This window comes from Legionella stuttgartensis, from assembly GCF_977063405.2.
The window spans coordinates 71,543-94,730 of the sequence record NZ_CDRUHA020000108.1; the positions used below are offsets into that span (position 1 = coordinate 71,543).

Below are 23,188 nucleotides of genomic sequence, written 5' to 3' on the forward strand. Positions count from 1 at the left end.
GCAGCAAAAGCCGGAAATCGGAGATATATTAATTGGGTCCGCTCCGCTGCTCCAGAACTACCCTCATTTTTCTACGGCGTGCTGCCCCTGATCTTTTTTGGGCACAAAGTGCAACTTTTGCCATCTTTGAGAGCGACTTGTTCTGTCCTTGACCTCCCCTGCTAATTGACCACATGCTGCATCGATATCATCACCTCGTGTTTTACGAGTAATGGTGTTAATACCATGAGCTATTAATTTATCTCTAAATGCATCAATTGCTGCTTGAGGCGAGCGCTCATATTGTGTCATCGGAAAAGGATTAAAAGGAATTAAATTGACTTTTGATGGAATATTACGCAATAACTTAATTAATTGATTCGCATGTTCGGGTTGATCATTTACCCCCTTTAGCATTACATACTCAAAAGTTACCTTTCTTCGAGGTTCATTTTTAAAATAGGTTTTGCATAAAGCCATCAATTGCGCCAAAGGATATTTCTTATTTATAGGAACAAGTACATTTCGAAGTTCATCTGTAGGTGCATGTAATGAAACAGCTAAGGCCACAGGGCTCACTTCTCTTAAACGTTCCAGATCGGGTAAAACTCCAGAGGTACTTAAAGTAACACGGCGTTTTGATAATCCATAAGCAAAATCATCCATCATAATATCCATGGCTGATACCACATTATCAAAATTTAGTAAGGGTTCCCCCATACCCATCATCACCACATTAGTGACTCTTTTGTCGTGTGCACCTTCTTGTTGTGATAATTCACGTGCAGCCAACCATACTTGACCAATAATTTCTCCAGTGGATAAATTACGATTGAAACCTTGTTTTGCAGTAGAACAAAAAGAACAGTTTAATGCGCACCCCACCTGCGAGGACACACATAAAGTCCCTCGATTGGTTTCGGGAATGAATACGGTCTCGATGCAGTTACCGCAGTCCAGCTTCAAAAGCCATTTATGGGTACCATCATTTGATTTTTGACAGGCGACTATTTCAGGTAGTTTAATGCAAGAAAGTTGGGTCAATTTTTCTCTTAACGTCTTGCTAAGATTGGTCATTTTTGTGAAATCAGTAAAACCCGCCTGATGAATCCACTGTATTAGCTGTTGCGCCCTATAGGGTTGTTCACCCCAGCTATTGAGTAATTCACGCATTTGTTGATAGTTATAATCGAGCAGATTTACTTTTTGTACAGTCATTTTTACTCCTAATTTAATGACAAAGGATAAAAAATACCATTGGAGCGTACTATAACCTGGTTAGGCGTAGAAGATAATCTATTCCACTACGCATCACCCAGGCTACTTTATACGTGTCATTAAATGTCAAAAAACCAGTTCTTATCGTACACAAATTTCATGTGGTTCAAAAAAGAAGGCAATTTCACGAGCCGCATTTTCAAGACTATCAGAACCATGTACTGCGTTAGCATCAATACTATCTGCGAAATCAGCACGTATGGTTCCAGGAGCAGCTTCTTTGGGGTTTGTTGCACCCATGATGTCTCTGTTTTTCATTACTGCATTTTCACCATGTAATGCCTGAACCATGACGGGACCTGAAATCATGAACTCAACCAAATCCTTGAAGAAAGGACGTGCACGATGAATGTCATAAAAACTTTCTGCTTGTTCACGAGAAAGTTGCATCATTTTTGCAGCAACTATGTTTAGACCAGCGCTTTCAAAACGAGTATAGATTTGACCAATAACAGATTTAGCTACTGCATCGGGTTTAATAATTGACAATGTTGTTTCTTTTGTCATCACGCACTCCATAGGGGTTTAGTTAAAGTGCAATATTATACATGAAATCCAAGCTATATGGCTAATATAAATTCATTTAAAGTCATTATAGTTTTCATAAATAGAGTAGAACCCAGAGACACACCCATATCATTTCAGAAACCGTTTGTTTTTCTTGCATAACTATTCTAATGAACCAATAGTTTTATCAAAATATAAAGGCTCTCTATTAATAGCATCTTGTTCGGGATCAATTTTGTATTCAGGTAATGATTTCATTAACTCAATAACCCGAAGAATTGTCTCATAAAAGAGAGTTCGGTAAGAATTAGCTGCTCGACTTAACTCTTCCGTTTGCGCTACAAAATCACTGATTTGCTCATCAAAATCCATATCAATTAGCAAAATTTCGGACAATATCATAGCCATTTTTCTCTTTAAATCTTCAGAAAGCGAAGTCTTAAGAACCTCGTTCATTTTCTCTATAAAAAGATATTGGTTGCTTTGTACCTCAGATATGTTGCAATAAATTAGTGCATGGTTAATTGCCTGTCGAATTTTACTTTTTTTCTCTGAAACACCGTCACTTTTTAGTAAGGTTCTCAATGTAGTAATCGCTTTTTCTATTTCCGTATTAAATGTTTGAGTCATTCTTATCAACGCAGCCTGACTATTAGCAATCAAATAATCATGTTGCCCTTGCACAGTATGGAACTCATCGCCAAGAGTAACTAATCGTTGTCGTTCATTTTCTAGATCCTCACGGGTTGAAGCACCTTGGGCCTCCTCACCTTTAGAGTTTTCTCCAGATAATAAATAATCAATAAATAATTTTTGTGTATAAACATGATAATCATTCGCTTGTTGTAGGACGATACCATTGAGTACGCTTTTTAGTGGAACCCGTAACATTCGATGATAAAAACTATATGGGCATTTAATTGCTTCTACTAGTTCACTTTGTGCTAAATTGACTTTGTATCTGCCTAGTATACGTTCCGCTGTGATTACTCCGTAAGTTGAAAACCAGTGACTTAATTCATTATCAGCTTCTTCCCCGTTCATATTTCATCCAATTTAAATGTTCAAAATATTAACCTTGTTTACAATCCTTTAGAGTAAATCTAATTTTTTTTATGTTACATAGCGACAAAGCGTAGTATACATGGGTACCAATCGAAGATAATCAAACCCTTAGGGCCAAAATAGTAGAATTGTAAAAAGGTCCTATGATATAAGACAATTTATTCGATAAGTATAGTGTATTTCGCAGATGTTAAAACGATTAGATACTGATTTACAATTATTAAATGACTTTCTTCAAGTAAAAACTCCGCAAATATGGTTGGATTATGCTGCCGACCATATACCTCTGTTATTAATTGACCATGCTCATTGTGAACGAAAGGCAGCTGCAACTGCAATTAATTTTATGAGCAAATATCCGGAAAAAAGAGAATTGGTTGATGTGATGTCTCCTTTGGCTCGTGAAGAGTTACTTCATTTCGAAAAAGTCATTAACTTTATGTCGAACAAAGGTATTGAATTTTGTCCCTTGCAACCATCAGGATATGCAACTCAGATGCATAAACACGTTACGAACAGAAATGTTCTTCAACGCTTATGTGATCAATTGATTATTGGTGCCATTATTGAAGCCCGTTCTTGTGAGCGTTTTCATGCCATTATACCCTATCTCCAAGATCAGGATTTGGTAAAGTTTTACCGTACTTTAATTAAATCAGAAGCGCGTCATTTTGAAGACTATCTGCGGCTTGCGAAATTATATGGAGGAGATATAGAACAGCGTTTACAGTTGTTTTTATCTATAGAAAATAATTTTATTTTGTCTATTGATACGGTATTTCGCTTCCATAGCGGAATACCGCAAATTCAATAAAAATTAAGATAACATTCTCAAATTATGGAGGAGTAGGAGTAGAATGTAATTCTTGTTGCTCCTCATACTTTAAGTTGGCATTATCTTTTAAGAATTTAGATAAACTCGTTTCTGGATTAGCGTTCAATCTATTGAACGTATCCTCATCCAATACAGCGCCACTCGCATAGTGTTCAAATTCTCCTGGTTTGTTTTGAACCGTGGCATAATCATTTTCAGCTAACCAAAGGGCAACCATTGATTTAAATGCTTGATTAGCCTCATTAGTTTTATCGAGTGGAATGCCGTCAGAGCGTGTTAAATCAGCTATATCAACTTTTCCATCTTTAAATTTAACTTTATGTTCTAGAGTAGGTAACTGAAGATCTCCATCTCCTTTGATTGCATGGAGCATCTTACTTTTGACCTCAGTGTATTTATCCCCTGCACCATGGATTGCACTGCCAAGAAGCTTGGTGGCCGTCCAGCTATCTTCCTTGGGATTCTTAGCCATATCCCATCCTTCTCCTGCAACTTGTTCTACTGAGATATTGACTGTTGTATTCGCCTCTTTAAGCAAATTTAACAAAGACATCATATTAGAACGCCAGTCATTAAATGCGTCTTGTTTTGAATTAATTACGTCTTCAACCACTTGATCCAACTCCTCCCAGTGAGTTGTTTCTTTCCCTGTACGTTTGCTGGTCATTCGATGTTTATTTCTTAGCTCATCCATTGATTTGGCATATCTCATCTGCTCTTCTTTACGTTTCTCAGCAATATAAGCATCCAGATCTTGTTTATTTTTTTGTTCTCGAATATCAGCCATTCCCTTAGCGGAACGTTCATTCAAATCCTTCATTTCTGTATCTATTTGGTCTTTATTTTTAGCCGCCATAACCTGCTTCTCCACGAAAATCAAAAGTGGGCAAAATAGAGCCCTTTTGTATGATCATAACACAATAACTGGGGTTTGTCATCCCAATCACTCAGAACATAACGTACTAGTTTTTGCGAGTTTTTTTGATAACATGTTATGCCTGGTTTATGGGTATGACCATGTATTAATTGTCTCACTTGATAGTGTAACATATGGTCAACTACAACTTCAGCAACTACATCCATTTCCTCTAGGGATTTGTTTTGATTCATTTGACTACGATACCGCACTTGATTTACTAATCGTTTACGATAGTTCAATGGTAAACTTAAAAATATGGTAGAAAAGATTTTGTTTCGGGTTAAAAAACGAAAACGCTGATGAGGTATATCTTTAGTGCAATATCGATCTCCGTGAACCAAAAGAACTTTTTCTTGGCCCAATTGAATTAATGTGGGCTCAGGTAAAATTGTCCATCCAGCCATATTCGCAAAGTTTTTTCCTAATAGAAAATCACGATTTCCATGCATATAAAACACGTTAATTTCTTGTTTTTTCAGGGAATATAACTGATAAGCAATCGCTTTGCTCCAATCATCGGCTGTATCATCCCCTGCCCATGCATGAAAGAAATCACCCAGGATATAAATATTTTTGACTGAATCCCTGGTCCATTCGAGAAATTGATTAAAACGTTCCTGAATGGCCTGATCTTCAGGGTGTAAATGAAGATCAGAAATAAAAACAGCTTCTATCATAAAGGCTCGATATGTATATGCTCATCCAATAAATAAATCTGACAGGGGCCATTATAAGGTTCGATCGCATCACTTAAGCGATAAAAACCAGCAATTGATACTAATTCAGCCTCAAGTGATTGACAAAAAATCCGTGCCTCTTTATCACCTGAAATTCCGGCCAAAGCTCTTCCTCTTAGAGCTCCATATACATGGATACAACCATCAGCCAATAATTCAGCACCATGACTTACTGAAGAAGTTACTACAAGATCAGCACCTTTTGCTACAACTTGCTGCCCCGAACGAACAGGGGTAGTAATTAATTTTGATTTTGTTGTTTCATGATGATTATTTTCAATTGGTCGCTCGATAATAGGTTTATCTTGGGTTGAAGAAGCATGTAGAACAGCTAACCCATGACATTGGGCTAGGGTGTTATGTAATATACTTCCTCCCTGGAGGGCAACAGGAATCATGCCGTGAGAACGGGCAAGCTGCAGTAAAGCCTGCAAATCAAACTCTATTTGTTGTACTGCAGATAAATCAAAAACAACAGGCGTATGCTCAAATAATTTAGGAGCTTTAGCAATAGTATCATCAAGCTGATGCCCAAAAGCCTCAGGATTCGTATTTAATACTTGTAATACAGTAAATGTATAAAGACGACCTTTTAATTTAAATGCTTGAGTTTGTGTTGTATTTTCACTCATGAGTATGATATCCATAACGAATATTTTTGTTTATACTAACATGTGAAAACCAATAACAGAAGGATATTAAGGTGGATAAACGGTGGTTTGAACAATATCAGAAAGGAGTTCCCCATGAAATTGACTCAAGTCAATATTCTTCCCTCGTAGATTTGTTTAAAGAATCCTGCACGCTTCATGCTAAAAAAACCTCTTATAGCAATATGGGAAGTAGTATTACTTTTGGCGAACTGGATGAGTTAAGTCGAGATTTTGCTGCCTATCTGCAACAGCTTAAATTGGATAAAGGAACTCGAATAGCAATCATGCTTCCGAATGTTCTTCAATACCCCATAGCTCTGTTTGGCATCTTACGCGCAGGGTATGTTGTTGTTAATACAAATCCACTTTATACCACGGACGAGCTTATTCATCAGTTGAATGACTCTGGAGCCGAAGTGATTGTTGTGCTGGCCAATTTTGCAAAAACTGTCGAAAAGGGATTAAATTCCATTCCGACATTAAAACATGTCATCGTAACTGAAATAGCTGATCTCTTCCCAACACCGAAACGACTCATTATTAATTCCATTATTAAATATGTTAAAAAAATGGTACCCGCTTATAGTATTCCTCATGCGGTAGCCTTTAACTATGCTTTACTTGAGGGAAAACAAGCGCCTTTACATCATGTAGAGTTAAATCATGATGATATTGCTTTTTTGCAATATACCGGAGGTACAACAGGAGTCGCAAAGGGTGCGATTTTAACTCATGGCAATATGATCTCTAATGTCTTGCAAGCCGATGCATGGATTAAGCCTGTTATAGGTACAGATGGCAGTGATATCATTGTTACAGCAATTCCTCTTTATCACGTCTTCTCACTCACCGCTAATTGTTTGACCTTCTTAAAAGAAGGAGCAAAAAATGTGCTTATTACAAATCCTCGTGATATGGGACATTTTATCAAAGAAATCAAAAAAGTAGGCTTCACAGCAATTACAGGTGTCAATACTCTGTTTAATGGTTTATTAAACCATCCCAAATTTAAGGAAGTTGATTTTAGCAAACTAAAAATTTCACTTGCCGGAGGTATGGCGCTGCAAAAAAGTGTGGCTCTTAAATGGCGTGAGGTTACTAAAACACCTGTATTAGAAGCTTACGGGTTAACTGAAACTAGTCCCGCTGCCATCATGAATCCCATGAATCTGACCGAATATACTGGAAGTATAGGCGTACCCATTCCTTCTACTGATGTCGTTATTCTTGATGATGAAGAGCATGAAGTACCTATAGGAACTAGTGGAGAGATATGCATTAAAGGTCCTCAAGTAACTCCAGGATATTGGAAACGACCCGATGAAACTGCTTTAGTATTCACTAAAAATGGCTACTTAAAAACAGGTGACATCGGTAAAATGGATGAAGAAGGCTTTATTTATTTGGTCGATCGCAAAAAAGATATGTTACTCGTATCAGGATTTAATGTTTATCCTAATGAGGTGGAGCAAGTAATTGCAATGCATCCAGGTGTTTTAGAAGTTGGGGTAGTTGGGGTTTATGATAAGGAATCTGGTGAACGTGTTAAAGCATGCGTTGTAAAAAAAGATCCTGAGTTAACCGAAGAACAAGTTATTGCATATTGCAGAGAACATCTAACTGCTTATAAAGTTCCTAAAATTGTGGAGTTCTATGATGAGCTTCCCAAAACCAATGTAGGAAAAATTCTTCGTCGAGCACTTAAGGATTCTCATTCTACATCTCCTAGCCATCCCGAGAAAAAACCAGCAGTTGCAATATAACACGTGGCCCCGGGGGATGGCACCAGCCTCCACCCGGACCTCTAACTAATCAGAGCGTTTGTTCACTACTTTTGTTTAACCAATTGTTTCATTATGCGAGCTGTTGCTCCCCACACCCAATCCTTATTCGCAGTAAACTCACAAGTGACATAATTGCGACCGCCGCGCTCAACCCTAAAATCTTTATAATTTTTAGCATCTTGTACTAGTGTCATTGGGATTGATATTAAACGTGCTACTTCATGAACATTTAATTGATAGGGTTGAACAGACTCAATGCTTGCAAACCAAGGATGAATAATACTTCCCAATAGTGTTCTTTGTGTATCCAATTCTTTAATTAGGGTTACACGTTCTGGGGAAATACCTAACTCTTCATACAATTCTCTAAGTGCGGTACCATAATAATTCTCATCCCCCTCTTCCCATATACCACCAGGAAAACAAATTTCTCCAGGATGAGTGCGCAATTGATCACTGCGTTGGGTTAAAATTAATGAGTCAGATAATTTCTCATACAAAACAACTACTGCCGAATGCATAAGTTTTTTCCCTTTAAAATCATTTAAGTCCATTAATAACCGCTGCTATTTTAATAAAACATTCACGATATTCATCTTCACAGTTTGAGTCAATAACTATTCCACCGCCAGCAGCTAAATGCAAAATATTATCTTTAGCCGTCATCGTTCGAATCGCAATATTCGTATCAAACCGCCCATGTCGTGAAAAATAGCCTATAGACCCGCAATAAATTCCTCGCGCATAAGATTCATGCTCGTTAATAATTCGCATGGATTCTATTTTGGGTGCTCCGGTAATCGAACCACCCGGAAAACAAGACAAAAAAGCTTCAAATGGCAAAATGGTGGGCAAACATTGAGCTTCAACTGTACTTACTAAATGATGAACTGAATTATAACTTTGCACCTCACATAAATCAGTTACCTTAACTGAACCAGGTTGTGCAATTTTCCCCAGATCATTTCTCAATAAATCAACTATCATTACATTCTCAGCTCGATTTTTTTCACAAGATGTTAATTTATTTTTTAATCGCTCATCTTCAATATCATTTTTGGATCGACCAATTGTTCCTTTAATAGGCGATGTAGTTAATTTACCTGCGTCATAAAAAAGAAAACGCTCCGGTGAAAAACTTAAAATATCAGCATCGGCAGTTCTTAGAAAGGCTGCAAAAGGTACAGGGTTTTTCATACAGATTTTTTTATAAAAAGCCCAGCTATTTCCCTCATAAGCAGCATGAAATGGTTGAGTAAGATTGACCTGGTAACTTCGTCCCTCTTTTAAAAATTGATATATGGAAGAAAACGCTTTCATGTAATCCTGTTTGCTCATCAAAGAAGTAAAATCACTTTTAATGTTTGCATCACAAGACTGTTTCGTATCGGTATTCCATAATGTCAATACTTCTTCCACTACCTTGTGAGTGGATTGGAGCGTATTTGCTGCGAATAATGTTATGTTTTTCTGATTATGATCTACAATAATTGCCCAATCATATAATCCAAAGTTCAACAAGGGCATATTCTCTAATGTAGGTTGTCTACAAGAGTCTATCCCTAATAACTTTGCACCAAGATCATAAGAAATATAACCAAGAGCACCACCTTGAAAAGGAAGATCCGCTACGGAAGGTATTGGCGATAAGATTTCGCTGATTTTCTTTAATAAACCCGGAAAATCATGAGAATTTTGATCGATTTCAATAGAATCATAAGGATAAGCACTGATAATATCATAACGTCCATGAAAGCGATCTGTACTCTCAAGAAGAACAAAACCAGGTAAATGGTGCAATTTTTGATAGTACTCATGTAATGAATCGTGATACTCCAGTGAATATAATACAATTTGACTCAAAATATTCCTCTTTACTAATTATTATAAATCTTACTTCAATCTAGGCCGGACAAAGCACAACGCAACCCAGGAGATTAATATTTTAGACCTTTCCTTGGTTCCGCTACGCCTCATCCAGGGCTACAAGTTTCTTACTTATTCTCTGGTTTTTGAATTAATTTGTGAGTATGCTATGCAAACGCTTTATTGACAAGGAGCCTTATATGTCAACAGTTGCTCAATTTGATATTACATATACTCAGTTTTTAAATGAACATGGAAAATTGGTCGGTCAATTACCCCTTTTTGCCCATGATCATGCGGTGCTTAAAGAACTATATAAAATCATGGTTCTTACACGAACATTTGATAAAAAAGCAATTGCTTTGCAGCGAACTGGTAAAATGGGAACTTACGCCCCGATTAATGGACAAGAAGCAATTTCAGCAGCTATAGGTCATGCAATGCGTCCTGAAGACGTGTTTGTTCCCTATTATCGAGATTATGCTGCTCAATTTCAACGCGGCGTAAAAATGTCTGAAATTTTGGCATTCTGGGGTGGCGATGAACGTGGCAGCCAGTATTCATGCAATTCAGAAGACTTACCTATATGTGTACCTATCGCCTCTCAGTGCTTGCATGCAGCGGGAGTCGCATTTGCATTCCAATACAGAAATCAACCACGTGTTGCTGTCGTATGCCTTGGTGAAGGGGGGACTTCAGAAGGAGATTTTTACGAAGCAATGAATGTTGCAGGTACTTGGAAGTTACCTGTTGTCTTTATAGTTAATAACAACCAATGGGCTATTTCTGTCCCTCGAGATCAACAAACTGGTACACAAACGATTGCCCAGAAAGCTATAGCGGCTGGTTTTACAGGGATGCAAATTGATGGAAATGACATTCTAGCAACAAGACAGGTAATTGGCGATGCGATAGAAAAAGCTCGCCGTGGTGAAGGACCAACTTTAATTGAAGCCCTATCTTACCGTTTATCAGATCATACTACTGCTGATGATGCGACACGGTATCAACCATGTCAGGAAGTTGAAAAGGCAAAACCGAAAGAACCTATCTCACGATTTAAAGAGTTTCTTACAGAACAAAAGATCTGGAATGCGCAAGATGAGGAAAATTTAGTAATCCAATGTTCTAAAGAGGTAGAAGAAGCCGTTAATGAATATTTAAGTATGAAGACACAACCGATTAGTAGCATTTTTGATTATCATTATGCAGAACTACCTGAATATTTAGTGGAACAACGTGCAATAGCTATGGAGGAAGCAACTCATGCCTGATATTACTTTAATCGAGGCAGTAACTCAGGCTTTGGCTTATGAGTTAGCTCATGATGAAAATGTCGTGGTTTTTGGAGAAGATGTCGGTAAAAATGGAGGTGTCTTCCGTGCCACAGTAGGATTACAAGAGCGATTCGGAGAAAAACGAGTTTTTGATACTCCTCTGGCAGAGTCAATGATTGCTGGATTAGCAATTGGTATGTCAATACAGGGTCTAAAACCTGTAGCCGAATTCCAATTTATGGGATTTATCTATCCAGCAATGAACCAAATTATTTCTCATGCGGCGCGAATGCGTAATAGAACTCGTGGGCGACTGCATTGTCCGCTCGTTTTTAGAGCCCCTTTTGGTGGTGGTATTCGTGCTCCTGAACACCATTCAGAAAGTACTGAAGCATTATTTGCTCACATTCCTGGTTTACAGGTAGTGATCCCCTCCTCTCCACGACGTGCTTATGGCTTGCTTTTAGCTGCTCTTCGTAATCCTGATCCAGTAATTTTTCTTGAACCAAAGCGAATTTATCGTTTGGTTAAACAGCCTGTTGAAGATAATGGAGAAGCTCTTCCTCTAGGCAAATGTTTTACTTTGCAACAAGGGGATGACGTCACTTTAGTAAGTTGGGGTGCTAGTATTCACGAAACACAACAAGCAGCGAAACAATTGGGTGACGAAGGAATTTCATGCGAAGTAATTGATGTAGCAACAATTAAACCACTAGATATCGAGACAATTTTAGCCTCAGTAGAGAAAACGGGGCGTTGTGTTATCGTTCATGAGGGAGCAAAAACTTGTGGAGTGGGTGCCGAAATTTCAGCACAGATTATGGAAAATTCTATGTCTGATTTAATGGCTCCAGTTCAACGGGTGACTGGATATGATACGGTAATGCCGTATTTCCAATTGGAAAAACAATACATACCCAGTGTTACACGTATTAAAAACAGCGTTATGAGCATAATGGAGTAATAATGAATATATTCAATCTACCTGATTTGGGTGAAGGTCTACCGGATGCAGAGATTCATGAATGGTTTGTCAAAGAAGGTGATAAAGTCATAGCAGATCAACCTTTGGTTTCTATGGAAACTGCAAAAGCAGTAGTTGATGTACCCTGTCCTCAGTCTGGAACTATTAGCAAATTATACGGTAAACCTGGAGATGTAATTAAAACGGGGGAGCCCTTGGTAGCTTTTGAATCAACCAGTGCCAAAACTGCAGATAAAGGAACCGTTGTCGGTAACTTAGAAGAAAGCAGTGAAGTTTTTGAAGATAACTTCACCATTGGTGCCCAACATGGTACAAGAAATCGTATCAGGACAACACCAGCTGTTAAAATGCTTGCTAAAAAATTGGGGGTTGATTTATCTACAGTTAAAGGAACTGGCGAATTTGGTGTCATTACTCGTACTGATGTTCAAGCGCAAGCAGATAAAAACTCTGAAGTTCCTGCGGGTTTTGAGCCCCTGCGCGGAGTAAGACGCGCAATGCTCAACAGCATGGTTCAATCACACGCCGAAGTAGTTCCGGTAAGTATCTTTGATGAAGCAGATATTAGTACTTGGAAGCCTGGTACCGATATTACCGTTCGCCTTGTCCGAGCAATGATCAACGCTGCTAACAAAGAACCTGCATTAAATGCATGGTTTGATACAAAACATAGTGCACGCCAATGTTTTGAGCAGGTACACCTCGGATTAGCCATGGATAATGAAGAAGGTTTGTTTGTACCTGTTATTCATGATGCAGCAAAACTTTCCGATGCCGATCTACGAAAAGTAATTAATGATTTTAAAAAATCAGTAAGTAATCGAGAAATTACTGCAGATAAATTGAAAGGAGCAACGATAACTCTTTCTAATTTTGGAAAGTTTGCTGGTCGTTTTGCAAGTCCGATTATTGTTCCCCCAATGGTTGCCATTTTAGCTGTAGGTAGGCTCTATCAAGGAGCAGTTGTCAATAGTACGGGGAATGTTGAAGCTCACAACATACTTCCCCTATCACTAAGCTTTGACCATAGAGCAGTCACTGGAGGCGAAGCCACTCGTTTCTTAGGTGCAGTGATGGAATCATTACAAAAGGAATAAGAGGAAAATCCTCTCCCCTGAGGGAGAGGGTTTAGTTGTTACTGTTGCATTTTATCTTGCATTTTACTTTTTATTTTCTCAGCTATTTTCATTTTGCATTGTTGCAATTGTTCTGCACTAAAATTGGTATTGGGTAATTGTTTATTACCCATTGCTACAGGTAGAACACAGTCTTTAACTAACTCTTTACCTGCATTCTCTCCGCCCTTATAGTAACCATTTTGCATACAAGACATTGCTATGGCTTTACAAGGTCCTGTCCAACCGTATAAAGAAACACTCATTAATAAACCCAATATACTAATCTTTGCAAATAATTTATTCATTTTTATAATTCCTTTTTATTTGAGGATAAATCCCATTTTTTCAACAATTGCCTCTAAAATATAGCACAGGATTTATATTCTGTTTTTCTCCATTTTTTGAATGCACAATTAATATTTTTAAAAAAATCTTCACAGCTCGCTCAATTTCCTGAGCTATATTTAATTAACGCTCCTTTATTGTAAGTACAAATGAAAACTGCAGTAATTTGGTCGAATATAGAATATACTGACATTCCTTTAGGCCACATACACCAACTTGATAAAATTGGTATTTCAAATCATATTATTTTGTTGAGTGAGCATGAATATGAAAAAGCACATGAAACTCAATTTGTGGTTTTTGATGATACTGAACCTCAATCAATAATCGAACATTATCAGTCTCAAAATACCCATCTAAAAATTCAAGTTTTAAATACAGGGATAGCGACTACAGAAGAAGAAAAATTGAATTTTTATTTGAAGAATTATGCTGATCAACAATACCAGCTCTATCTTTATCTCTGTAAGGAAGCCATACCTGGAGCAAGTAAAGAACTAAGCGCTAAACCTTTGATAAATGGATTTACTAAATATTCATTAATTCCATTTTTTACTAAATTAAACCGAGCTCGGCTTCCTTTATTTCAAGCCCCCTGTTCATCAGATCTAGCAATCAAACTCATGCAAAACAATATAGCTCCCTGTCTTTGTTATAGAATAGATGTATTCGATTTATTACATTATCAATGGCTGTTTAATATTTTTGTTGAACTAATTAGTTTACAAATAAGATTCCATGAGGATAAATGTGCGCCCTTCTCAGTTCAGTTGAATAAACTAATTAATGAATTCAATAAGAATATCTTAGCTTTAGAAAAAACAGAACACTCTTTTGAAACAACCCATAAAAAAGCATATTCAACATTTAAGAAACCTGGCAAGCTCACACAATGGCAGCATGGAAAAAATGTGAAGAAGAAGGAACAACTCGAGAATAATTTTCCAAAATTAATAGCCAAGCTTGAAACGCTCTATGAGCAATTGCAAGAGAATTTTAACGACAGCAAAATAAATCATTTTACGCAAAATAAATTTTAAATTTATCGGGCATGATTTGAGCTTTATTAAAAAATTATGTTTGAGCGATCTTATTAAGCAATGCCGCTAGCCTGCATCCTGCATAAGTAACCTGTTTTTGCGCTAATAGTTGAGCATTTTCTTGATATTTATCACTAGGTATTTCATTAGAATTTATTTGATAAGCATTTCTTAAAGCCAGCTTATGAGACATTTTTGCCCATTTAGCAGGTCTTATTTGGGCATCAATGATCGTAGAACAAGGTAGTTTTTGTTCCAATTGCTGCGCGGTACTTTTAATTCGTGCCTCATCATATTGGCCCAGAAAAAAACCAGCGCCATTATCCCAGTATTGATGTAAATTACTTCCTACTGGATTTTTCCCCAATAAGAATAAATTACCACCTAAGTCACCCATAGGATGTTGTGCGCTGACTTGTGTTACGGCATGTAAGGGTTGATGAATATCACCAGCGATATGAATTAGCATACGTAATGCAAGTTTTTTGTCTGATGGATTCGTTTTTTTAGAGCTAAGAACAGCCGAGGCTTGTTTAATTGTTTTGATTGCATTAGTACTTTCAATGGGAGGCAAGCGAGTCCCGTCGCTGGAAAAAGGGATATCGATATAATGCATTACATCATACCAATATACTCCTCGCCACCTTATGTCATCCATCCAAGTCGAAGCACTAACAAAACTTGAGTTAGGTGTGTTATGCGTGCGCGAACGAAGGTATTTATAGCACATGTCTCTTGCTTTTGGTGATAAATTATCATAGGCAATCTGTGCCACGACCTTGTGGCCTGCCGCGTTCCAAGCATAGCTATTTATAACCCCTAAACACAAAACAAGTACATAAATAATTCGTGTCATAATTAACTCAAATAGGGAGACCACGCCGGCTCTTGTACATCTCCTTCTCGTGCGGGAAGTCTCATTCTTATTCTACCGTCCAGAGAAACGATACCCAATACACCTTTATCTTGATTATGGGTCGCATACAGAATTAAACGACCATTGGGGGCAATAGATGGAGATTCATCACGGCCAGAGAATGTAAGGCTAGCAATAGGCCCACCACTTGCACTTTGCATTCCTATGTTAAATTGCTTATCGTCACGGTGCAACATAATGATATTTTTCATATCAGGTGTATAAGAGGCACGCGCGTTATAGTTACCCTCAAACGTTATTCGACTTACTTGGCCATTAGCTAAAGATAAACGATATATTTGTGGCGAGCCTCCTCTACCTGAGGTAAATAATAGACTTTTTCCATCTGGGGCATAACGTGGTTCAGTATCAATGGCATCACCAAAGGTTAATTGCTTCATGTTACCGGTGTTGATGTCTATACTGTACACTTTTGGTGTCCCACTTTTAGATAATACTACAGCCAATTCCCTGCCATCGGGAGACCAAGCAGGTGCGCCGTTAATTCCTGGGAAGCTCGTGATCAAGCGTCTTTGGCCTGTCTCAACTGAAACAGTAAATATTTGAGCTCTTTTTTTCTCGAAAGAAACATAAGAAATATTTTTACCATCAGGAGCCCATGCTGGTGACATAATAGGTTCGGATGAAATCAATAAGCTTTGTGGATTATGTCCATCCGCATCAGCAACTTCGAGTGAATAACGAGTGCTGCTGGTAGTTCTTTGAACCGAAATATAAGCGATACGGGTAGAAAATATGCCTTTTTCTCCCGTTAACTTTTGATATACTTCATCGCTAATGTGATGTGCTAAAGGCCTAATTTGATTTGCGTTAATCTGATATGTTTTTGTTAATAAAGTTGCCCCATTAGCTACAGCATCAGTTAAAGTAAAACTCACCTCATAATGACTTCCTACTTGGTTAACACGTCCAGTTACAACACTGTCCGCACCAAGTTGTTTTAACGTGCTTACTGATGATTGCGCATTCGCACCTTGGGGACCTGAAACAATTCGAAACTGACCTGATAAATTTAAATCGTTTTCAATAATTTGTCCGATTTCTTGAGATGTACTATTTGAGCCGAAAGAATTGATTGCTATTGGTAAAGCAGAGTTAATCCCTTGGGTTAATTCTAAATCAAGAGCAAAAACTTGCTGCGTAAAAAGTACTAAGAATAGTGTAATAATCCGGTTAATCACGAGTTTTACCCCCTCACTTGTTCTGGTCGAACGGTTAAACTTATATCACGAAACAAACTAAATGTTTCTTGATCTGCGGGCACAGGTAGTGGTGATGCCTTATAAATAGCTGTTTGTGCTGAACGATCAAGCAATGGATCACCGCTACTGCGGGTTAAAGTAACTTCCAACACCATTCCATCGGGAGCAAGGCGTATTCTGAATTGGCTTGATAAACTACTGTCAACATTTTCAGGTAATATCCAATTTCTACCTATAGCATTAACAATGAGTGCTTTATATTTGTCAACTTCACCAGCTATACGTGCCTGTCTCTCAGCATTTTCTGCTGCTTGTGCTTGTTTCGCTGCAGCTGCGGCCTCAGCTTGTTTTTTTCTTTCCATTTCTGCTTTTGCAAGATCAGCCTTTTCCTTTCGGGCTTGTTCCTCTTTTAATTTATCAGCTTGCTCCTTCTCTGCTATCTTTTTCTTATTCAACTCAGCAAGCTTTTTAGCTTCCAATTTCTGTTGTTTTACCAACTCTTCTTTTTGTTTTTTTAAATCTTCAATATGCTTTGCTTCCAATGCCTTTTGCTCTTCAAGTTTCTTCAAACGCTTTTTATCTTCCTCTGCTTGTTTTTTACGTGCAATTGCTATTTTATTAGCTTCTTCTTTAAGTCGAGCTAGCTGTTGCTGCTCTTTTATTCTTTGTTGCTTTGCCGCTTCAGCCTGTCGCTTGAGTTCATTCTGTCGATTAACTTCAGCCTTTTTTTGTTGCTCACGCTCTTGTTTCAAGCGATTGACCGTTTCCATAACTTGTTTGTTATCGACACTCACCGCCTTTACTATTTCCTTTTGTGGAGTTACAGCAATTGGCTGCTCTACTCCAGGCGTATTTTTCGTTTCCGCCGTTAAAACAGGTCGTTGGCTTGAGCTATCGGTCAAAAGCATTACCACTAAAAAGAGATGTAAACCAATTGCGGCAAAAAAAGGTTTACGATAACTTGGACTTATCATGCTTGCCCCTCTGATTTTTCTTGCTCTGAATCAGTCAACAATCCTACCTGTTCTGCCCCTGCTTGCTTGAGTAAAGCCATTGCCTGAACAACCTTACCATACGCAACGCCCTGGTCTCCCTTAACTAAAACGTTCAGCTTTTGACCTGATTGATTTGCTAATTCTAACTCTGCAGCAACACGAACAACTAAAGCTTGAGACTCTATAGGCTCAGCGGGGGTAGTGCTGATGTTAAGAAAATATGTACCTTGTTGATTTACTGAAACAATAATAGGCTCTCTATCTGTAGGTGACAGCGTCTGGCTTGCCGCTTTAGGTAAATCTACAGTTACTCCCTGACTCAGCATTGGTGCTGTGATCATAAAAATAACAAGTAAAACCAACATCACATCGATATAGGGTACGACATTAATTTCTGATATGGGGCGCTCGCGCTTGGTTTTTGCTCTGATCATTTCAAATTCTACCCTCTTACAGTATCACTGTTTTGTTGTTCTATAAGCGATATTAATTCTTCCTGAAATAAGTCAAATCGATTTAATAAATCATTAGCGCGCGTTGTATATCGGTTATATGCAATAACTGCCGGTATTGCTGTAAATAAACCTAAAGCGGTGGCTACTAACGCTTCAGAAATACCAGGAGCAACCATAGCAATAGTTGCCTGTTGAGCATGACCTAATGCCTGGAAGGAGGTCATTATACCCCAAACAGTACCAAATAATCCTACATAAGGGGCAATAGATCCCACGGAAGCAAAAAAAGGCAAATGTTTTTCCAGCTTTTCAGCTTCTTTGGCATGGGTAATTTGCATCACCCGTTGGATGGGTTCAATAATTACGTTGCCCAGTTTTCTAGAACGTACAAATTCTTTAAAGCCGGCATGAAAAATAGCAGCCATACCATCCCGCTCTTCTGAATTACTATCAATATCGGCATAAAGTCTGCTTAAATCACCGCTGTCCCAAAATCTTTGATTAAAGGAATCTGTGAGCTGTTTTTTACGATTAAAAAACCAGGCGCGTTGAAATATTAATGTCCATGAAGTAATGGAAGCAGCAGCGAGTAACATCATGACTGATTTAACAACTAGACCTGCTTGCATAAAGTACATTAATACATTTGCTTGATTACCCATTTATATTATCTCCAGTACCAAGATCTTATTTTATAAATCATCATCGAATTATAGTTTTATCTATACCCCGATAACGATAACAACTCATTACTCAATGTGGAAATCGCTTTGGTTTTAAATTGCTATCCACACAAACAACTTGAATTTTAGCTTCACAAACTATTTTGCCTTGCTGATTTTGCATGCTCTGATCAAATAAAAAACTACAAGCTCCTAATTGCTGAACTTGTGTTTTTACTGTTAGCAAATCATCTAATCGAGCTGGTGCTTTATAACGAACATGTGCATCATATATGGCAAAAAGAGTATCTTCTTTCATTAAATCAGAGAGGACCAGATTATTCTGTCTTAACATTTCTGTACGAGCCCGCTCAAAATAACGAAGATAGTTCGCATGATAAACAATTCCCATGTAGTCTACGTCTTCAGCGTAAACACGAAAGGAATGCTGATACACGGTTGTAGCATCCATTGATCAATCCTGTTCCACTGCATTTAAACCAAAATGCTGATATGCTCTTGGTGTGGCTATTCTACCTCTTGGAGTGCGCATAAGGAATCCTTGTTGTATTAAAAATGGCTCCAAAACATCTTCAATTGTGCCTTTTTCCTCACCAATTGCAGCCGCTATACTATCCACCCCTACAGGACCTCCATTAAATTGTTCAATCACTGCTAACAGTAATTTCCTATCCATGAGATCAAAACCATGTTTGTCTACTTCCAACATTTCTAGAGCTTTTTGCGCAATATCAACGGTAATAATACCGCCACCTTTAACTTCTGCATAATCTCTAACACGTCGTAGCAATCGATTTGCAATGCGTGGTGTGCCTCTTGCGCGTAATGCAATTTCTCTTGCTCCTTCGGGTTTGGTTTTTACATTAAGTAATTGCGCTGACCGAGCAACAATTTGGGTTAATGAGTCAACAGAATAATATTCTAAACGCTGTACAATACCAAATCGATCTCTGAGAGGGGAAGTAAGTAACCCGGCTCGCGTTGTTGCTCCAATCAAGGTAAAAGGCGGTAACTCCAATTTGATAGAGCGTGCAGCGGGCCCCTCACCAATCATAATATCCAGTTTATAATCTTCCATTGCTGGATAGAGTATTTCTTCTATTACTGGACTAAGCCTATGGATTTCATCAATGAAGAGTACATCATTTGCTTGCAGGTTGGTAAGTATTGCTGCAATGTCTCCTGCTCGTTCAATCACAGGTCCCGATGTTTGGCGCAAATTCACACCCATTTCATGGGCAATAATATTGGCTAAAGTAGTTTTACCAAGGCCTGGAGGTCCAAAGATTAAAACATGATCCAAAGCATCCTTTCGCTTTTTAGCTGCATCAATAAAAATTTGCATCTGCGAACTTACTGCATCTTGCCCTATATACTCACGAAGACTTAAGGGTCTAATCGCACGATCAATGGCCTCCTCCGAGGCAGTACTTTGAGTACTGATTAAGCGGTCACTTTCCAGCATAAAGTTCTTTTAAGAGTTCAATTGAATGTTAGCATTTTATCATATGTTTTTTGAATAGCAGCTTATTTGTTGAATATAAACCAAGAAAAATCTAAAAATTTAATCGACGTTCTATGTTGAAATTACATCATAACCAAGTCCCGGATAACATCTGGCTTTATCCGGGGTTTATTGTGTCAAATATTTGTTTAATAAATTGAGGTAGTTAATTTAATTGAGGGTATAGTTGTGCTTCTTTTTGAGGGGCATTGGGTTCGAATACTTTTTGCGGCGACTCAGAAGTTGGCAGAGACTTAAAAAATGATACTAAATTTTTTTCTCGTTTAAACTCCTCTTCGATCGGAGTGAGTGATTTAAATTCATCAATACAATCAAAGAAGTTGACTGTTGAATAGATTGCGGCCATGCAAGCAATTGATATCACGGCTAGTGCAAAAAAAGGATTAACGGCTACAAGTGGCGGCGCCATAAGAACACAATAAGAAAAAAATGCACCTGAAAGCAAAGCCCAAGATAGTAATTCTAATGCAGTAAGAATATTTTCTAAGACAATGTTCGATTTTCTTAGGGATGTTATTTCACCAAGTTCCTTTAAGACGGCCTCAGAATCCAGCATGCCGTTTTTTACTGCCTCAAGGCCAGCTGCAAGAATCCCATACATTTGAATATGCTCTTTTTCAGCCGCTTCATCAATCGCGTCAAGATATAATTTATGATAATAAGTTTTGATTGCCTTTAATTGTCTTTCAATTTCTTCATTCATCACTCCTTTGAAGAGGTCATCAATTTGTTTATCATATTCATTTAAACGTTTTCCCAATGAACCAGTCATAATTCATCCCTTAAGTTAACGAAGAAAAATAAAATCGGCTTGATTAGTAAATAATCGGAATGTTTTATATCATAATTAAAAGGACTATTAAAGATGATGCAAGTAACTGAAAAACAATTAAAGATGATATTAGTTTTCTCTCAAAGCTAACTAAATATTGGATCCAAATTTACCACCTCCGAGCTGACTTCTTTTGATTCCTGTAAAGAGGAAATGGCCGGTTTAAAAAACGATACCAAACTTCGCTCGCGTTCATCCTCGGCAAGTAATCGCGTACAAGATTTGAAATCATTGATACAGTCAAAAAAATTATTTATTGATTTTAACATGAGCGCAGTGAAAATGATTGTAAGACTTATTCCACAGATGGGGTTAGGTACGCTGACTGAGACAGCACTAAGTAAAAAAAAGGGAATGGCAATCGCCCAAAAAGTCATTTCCAATGCCTTGGCAATATTATAGAAGACAATAGCTAACTTTCTATTAAAAGTGGCTTCTTGGATTCCGGCTAATGCTTGTTCTGCAGAAATCTCACCTTTTTTAACTTTTACCAAATATGACACAAACAACTCATAACTTTCTATAATTGCGTGAGAACTCACTGCTGATTTCTCAAATGAATCTTTATAGTACGTATCCACCTCATCTAATTGTTGCTTAATTTTTGGTTCAAAATCATTGTTTCCATAAAATTGATAGTCTAGATGAAGTCCTAGAAGTATGTTTCGACAGCTTGCTAAACGAATTTCCAGAGAATTAGGCATGAGTTTAACTCTTTATAATATTTAGAAAACAACTGACTAAAACAGTCGAACATTGCGCTCATATCATAATTATGGAAAGAATAAATGTCTATAAAACAAATTGACCTATTGAATCCATGATCAATTTTCGTGCTCTAAAAATACGTGATCGAACAGTTCCTATTGGACAATCCATTTTTTTTGCAATGTCTTCATAAGATTGGCCATCTAGAATGTACATACCATAGCAGAGACGTAACTCTTCGGATAAAGTGGAAAGAATCAGCTCCAATTGCTCACCAAACTCGATATTAATTAATAGATATTCAGGAGATAACTCTACCGCTGGATAATAATTATCAGCAAATTCTGCTTCCAGATCCATACGTAGATTAGCAGCTCGATAATGATTTTTAATTGTATTTTGAGTAATTCGATACAGCCACGTAGAAAACTGGCTTTTTTCTTTAAAATAATGCAAATAGCGATAAACTTTGATTAATACTTCTTGTGCCAGATCACTAACATTTGCTCTATCTTGAATATGTAAGTGAATAATTTGTTGTATTTTATTGTTATACCGTGACAACAACAGATTATAAGCTTCCATGTCCCCTTGTCTCGCCAAATTAATCAAGTCCTCATCACTATAAGAAGTTTCTTTACTCATCACTTCCTCATAATTCCATTATTTAAATGACTGGCCTTTATTTAAACCATATGTACAATTATATACTACTTTGGCTTATTTTGAGATGTAATAGACGTAATTGATGAGGTGTAATTTGATCCAGAAATAAAACAATTCGTTTTTTTTGTCTTAAATTTGCAAATTCAATAAGCTGGAAAAAAGGATTATGAATTAGGACTACTGCTTGGATATATGATTCCTTATTACCTTGACGCATTTCTAAAATCCACTTATTACCAATAAATTGAATTTTTCTAATTGATGAGCACGGACTTTGCTTTATCCTATCAATTTTCAAAAAAATGAAAATAAGGCCAAGAAAAAACAGTTTAAGCAATAGATATATGGATGAAAAAAGTATTAATGTAACGGTAATGAGATAAACCACTAAAATCAAACGCAAATAAATCTTTGACTTTCCGGGTTCAATTGTTATTTCGGATAATAGTAACAATTTCTTTTAACTCTTTATCTTGAGGATCATCATGCCCCATTAACCAAGCAAATAACTCAGGATCAGTACAACTTAATAATGAATTAAAAGCAGCGAGCTCTTGTATGGATAAATGATCAACTTTTTGCTCAAGAAATCGTTGTAAAATAAGGTCTAACTCCAGCATTCCTCGGCGGCAGTGCCATGCAAGTTTTGCTTTTTCCTTCACATCCAACATGGTAAATCTCTTTGTGATCTTATAACGGACAAATGATACACTACTGTCTTTATAAACGGAAATCATTAAGTTTCCCTTTAGAAACCATTTTATGATGAGTTTAATCCGATAAACTCTGCAAACTTT

27 protein-coding genes are annotated in these 23,188 nt (G+C 37.4%); 6 read left to right on the top strand and 21 right to left on the bottom strand.

Going from position 1 to position 23,188, the window contains the following annotated elements; all coding sequences use genetic code 11:
• Positions 1-63: 63 nt before the first annotated feature.
• The 3 genes from rlmN to ACWTEW_RS33925 form a co-directional block, all read right to left on the bottom strand.
• Positions 64-1,197, bottom strand: a complete 1,134-nt coding sequence (rlmN, locus tag ACWTEW_RS33915) for a dual-specificity RNA methyltransferase RlmN (protein ID WP_454782388.1) — start codon at positions 1,195-1,197, stop codon at positions 64-66.
• 141 nt (positions 1,198-1,338) lie between these two features.
• Entirely contained in the window at positions 1,339-1,764 is a 426-nt protein-coding gene (gene ndk, locus ACWTEW_RS33920) for a nucleoside-diphosphate kinase (protein WP_454782389.1), read from the bottom strand.
• 162 nt (positions 1,765-1,926) lie between these two features.
• Complete coding sequence (locus ACWTEW_RS33925; RefSeq protein WP_454782390.1) at positions 1,927-2,808, bottom strand: hypothetical protein; 882 nt, start codon at positions 2,806-2,808, stop codon at positions 1,927-1,929.
• Positions 2,809-3,016: 208 nt separating this feature from the next.
• Here ACWTEW_RS33925 and ACWTEW_RS33930 point away from each other — a divergent pair, with 208 nt between their 5' ends.
• Positions 3,017-3,643, top strand: coding sequence for a MiaE family protein (locus ACWTEW_RS33930; protein ID WP_454782391.1), 627 nt, complete (start codon positions 3,017-3,019; stop codon positions 3,641-3,643).
• A 22-nt stretch (positions 3,644-3,665) separates the two neighbouring features.
• Here the strand turns inward: ACWTEW_RS33930 and ACWTEW_RS33935 are convergent, their stop codons facing one another.
• Genes ACWTEW_RS33935 through minC form a run of 3 tightly spaced genes read right to left on the bottom strand, consistent with a single transcriptional unit; the run spans position 3,666 to position 5,952 of the window.
• A complete protein-coding gene (locus tag ACWTEW_RS33935) occupies positions 3,666-4,520 on the bottom strand; it encodes a hypothetical protein (RefSeq protein WP_454782392.1) in 855 nt (284 codons plus the stop codon).
• Between the two features lie 20 nt (positions 4,521-4,540).
• Entirely contained in the window at positions 4,541-5,260 is a 720-nt protein-coding gene (locus ACWTEW_RS33940; RefSeq protein ID WP_454782393.1) for a UDP-2,3-diacylglucosamine diphosphatase, read from the bottom strand.
• The gene (gene minC, locus ACWTEW_RS33945; RefSeq protein WP_454782394.1) at positions 5,257-5,952 is read right to left on the bottom strand and encodes a septum site-determining protein MinC; all 696 of its coding nucleotides are present in this window, start codon (positions 5,950-5,952) and stop codon (positions 5,257-5,259) included. Before minC ends, ACWTEW_RS33940 begins: the two co-directional genes overlap by 4 nt.
• Before the next feature lie 71 nt (positions 5,953-6,023).
• Between minC and ACWTEW_RS33950 the strand changes: the two genes are divergently transcribed.
• Positions 6,024-7,736, top strand: a complete 1,713-nt coding sequence (locus ACWTEW_RS33950) for an AMP-binding protein (protein WP_454782395.1) — start codon at positions 6,024-6,026, stop codon at positions 7,734-7,736.
• A gap of 65 nt (positions 7,737-7,801) precedes the next feature.
• Here the strand turns inward: ACWTEW_RS33950 and ACWTEW_RS33955 are convergent, their stop codons facing one another.
• Together ACWTEW_RS33955 and pabB are read right to left on the bottom strand one after the other, a co-directional pair.
• Entirely contained in the window at positions 7,802-8,311 is a 510-nt protein-coding gene (locus tag ACWTEW_RS33955) for an NUDIX hydrolase (protein ID WP_454782396.1), read from the bottom strand.
• A complete protein-coding gene (pabB, locus tag ACWTEW_RS33960) occupies positions 8,298-9,620 on the bottom strand; it encodes an aminodeoxychorismate synthase component I (RefSeq protein ID WP_454782397.1) in 1,323 nt (440 codons plus the stop codon). The genes ACWTEW_RS33955 and pabB overlap by 14 nt, the downstream gene beginning before the upstream one ends.
• A gap of 203 nt (positions 9,621-9,823) precedes the next feature.
• Here pabB and pdhA point away from each other — a divergent pair, with 203 nt between their 5' ends.
• Genes pdhA through ACWTEW_RS33975 form a run of 3 tightly spaced genes read left to right on the top strand, consistent with a single transcriptional unit; the run spans position 9,824 to position 12,982 of the window.
• Complete coding sequence (gene pdhA, locus ACWTEW_RS33965) at positions 9,824-10,897, top strand: pyruvate dehydrogenase (acetyl-transferring) E1 component subunit alpha (protein ID WP_454782398.1); 1,074 nt, start codon at positions 9,824-9,826, stop codon at positions 10,895-10,897.
• Positions 10,890-11,864, top strand: a complete 975-nt coding sequence (locus ACWTEW_RS33970; protein ID WP_454782399.1) for an alpha-ketoacid dehydrogenase subunit beta — start codon at positions 10,890-10,892, stop codon at positions 11,862-11,864. Before pdhA ends, ACWTEW_RS33970 begins: the two co-directional genes overlap by 8 nt.
• Before the next feature lie 2 nt (positions 11,865-11,866).
• On the top strand, positions 11,867-12,982 hold the full coding sequence (locus tag ACWTEW_RS33975; protein WP_454782400.1) for a dihydrolipoamide acetyltransferase family protein: 1,116 nt from the start codon (positions 11,867-11,869) through the stop codon (positions 12,980-12,982).
• Positions 12,983-13,020: 38 nt separating this feature from the next.
• On the opposite strand, the gene ACWTEW_RS33980 is transcribed toward ACWTEW_RS33975, so the two are convergent.
• Complete coding sequence (locus tag ACWTEW_RS33980) at positions 13,021-13,308, bottom strand: hypothetical protein (RefSeq protein ID WP_454782401.1); 288 nt, start codon at positions 13,306-13,308, stop codon at positions 13,021-13,023.
• A gap of 189 nt (positions 13,309-13,497) precedes the next feature.
• On the opposite strand from ACWTEW_RS33980, the gene ACWTEW_RS33985 reads away from it, so the two are divergent.
• Positions 13,498-14,388 carry a hypothetical protein gene (locus tag ACWTEW_RS33985; protein WP_454782402.1) on the top strand — a complete coding sequence of 297 codons (891 nt, stop codon included), beginning with the start codon at positions 13,498-13,500 and terminating at the stop codon, positions 14,386-14,388.
• A gap of 34 nt (positions 14,389-14,422) precedes the next feature.
• On the opposite strand, the gene ACWTEW_RS33990 is transcribed toward ACWTEW_RS33985, so the two are convergent.
• The 12 genes from ACWTEW_RS33990 to ACWTEW_RS34045 form a co-directional block, all read right to left on the bottom strand.
• Entirely contained in the window at positions 14,423-15,244 is an 822-nt protein-coding gene (locus ACWTEW_RS33990; protein ID WP_454782403.1) for a S1/P1 nuclease, read from the bottom strand.
• 2 nt (positions 15,245-15,246) lie between these two features.
• Positions 15,247-16,506 carry a Tol-Pal system beta propeller repeat protein TolB gene (gene tolB / locus ACWTEW_RS33995; protein ID WP_454782404.1) on the bottom strand — a complete coding sequence of 420 codons (1,260 nt, stop codon included), beginning with the start codon at positions 16,504-16,506 and terminating at the stop codon, positions 15,247-15,249.
• 5 nt (positions 16,507-16,511) lie between these two features.
• Positions 16,512-17,501: a cell envelope integrity protein TolA gene (gene tolA, locus ACWTEW_RS34000; protein ID WP_454782405.1), complete on the bottom strand. Its 990-nt coding sequence runs from the start codon at positions 17,499-17,501 to the stop codon at positions 16,512-16,514.
• The gene (gene tolR / locus ACWTEW_RS34005) at positions 17,498-17,956 is read right to left on the bottom strand and encodes a protein TolR (protein ID WP_454782406.1); all 459 of its coding nucleotides are present in this window, start codon (positions 17,954-17,956) and stop codon (positions 17,498-17,500) included. The genes tolA and tolR overlap by 4 nt, the downstream gene beginning before the upstream one ends.
• An 8-nt stretch (positions 17,957-17,964) precedes the next feature.
• Positions 17,965-18,639: a protein TolQ gene (tolQ, locus tag ACWTEW_RS34010; protein ID WP_454782407.1), complete on the bottom strand. Its 675-nt coding sequence runs from the start codon at positions 18,637-18,639 to the stop codon at positions 17,965-17,967.
• 91 nt (positions 18,640-18,730) lie between these two features.
• Positions 18,731-19,111 carry a YbgC/FadM family acyl-CoA thioesterase gene (locus tag ACWTEW_RS34015; RefSeq protein ID WP_454782408.1) on the bottom strand — a complete coding sequence of 127 codons (381 nt, stop codon included), beginning with the start codon at positions 19,109-19,111 and terminating at the stop codon, positions 18,731-18,733.
• 3 nt (positions 19,112-19,114) lie between these two features.
• Positions 19,115-20,125, bottom strand: coding sequence for a Holliday junction branch migration DNA helicase RuvB (gene ruvB / locus ACWTEW_RS34020; protein ID WP_454782409.1), 1,011 nt, complete (start codon positions 20,123-20,125; stop codon positions 19,115-19,117).
• Positions 20,126-20,330: 205 nt separating this feature from the next.
• A complete protein-coding gene (locus tag ACWTEW_RS34025; protein ID WP_454782410.1) occupies positions 20,331-20,957 on the bottom strand; it encodes a DUF5638 domain-containing protein in 627 nt (208 codons plus the stop codon).
• A gap of 146 nt (positions 20,958-21,103) precedes the next feature.
• Positions 21,104-21,721 carry a DUF5638 domain-containing protein gene (locus tag ACWTEW_RS34030; RefSeq protein WP_454782411.1) on the bottom strand — a complete coding sequence of 206 codons (618 nt, stop codon included), beginning with the start codon at positions 21,719-21,721 and terminating at the stop codon, positions 21,104-21,106.
• 88 nt (positions 21,722-21,809) lie between these two features.
• Complete coding sequence (locus tag ACWTEW_RS34035) at positions 21,810-22,370, bottom strand: sigma-70 family RNA polymerase sigma factor (RefSeq protein WP_454782412.1); 561 nt, start codon at positions 22,368-22,370, stop codon at positions 21,810-21,812.
• Between the two features lie 58 nt (positions 22,371-22,428).
• Complete coding sequence (locus ACWTEW_RS34040; RefSeq protein ID WP_454782413.1) at positions 22,429-22,608, bottom strand: hypothetical protein; 180 nt, start codon at positions 22,606-22,608, stop codon at positions 22,429-22,431.
• Positions 22,609-22,816: 208 nt separating this feature from the next.
• Positions 22,817-23,062 (bottom strand): FAD assembly factor SdhE, encoded by a 246-nt coding sequence (locus tag ACWTEW_RS34045; RefSeq protein WP_454782414.1) that lies wholly within the window; start codon positions 23,060-23,062, stop codon positions 22,817-22,819.
• Positions 23,063-23,188: the final 126 nt, after the last annotated feature.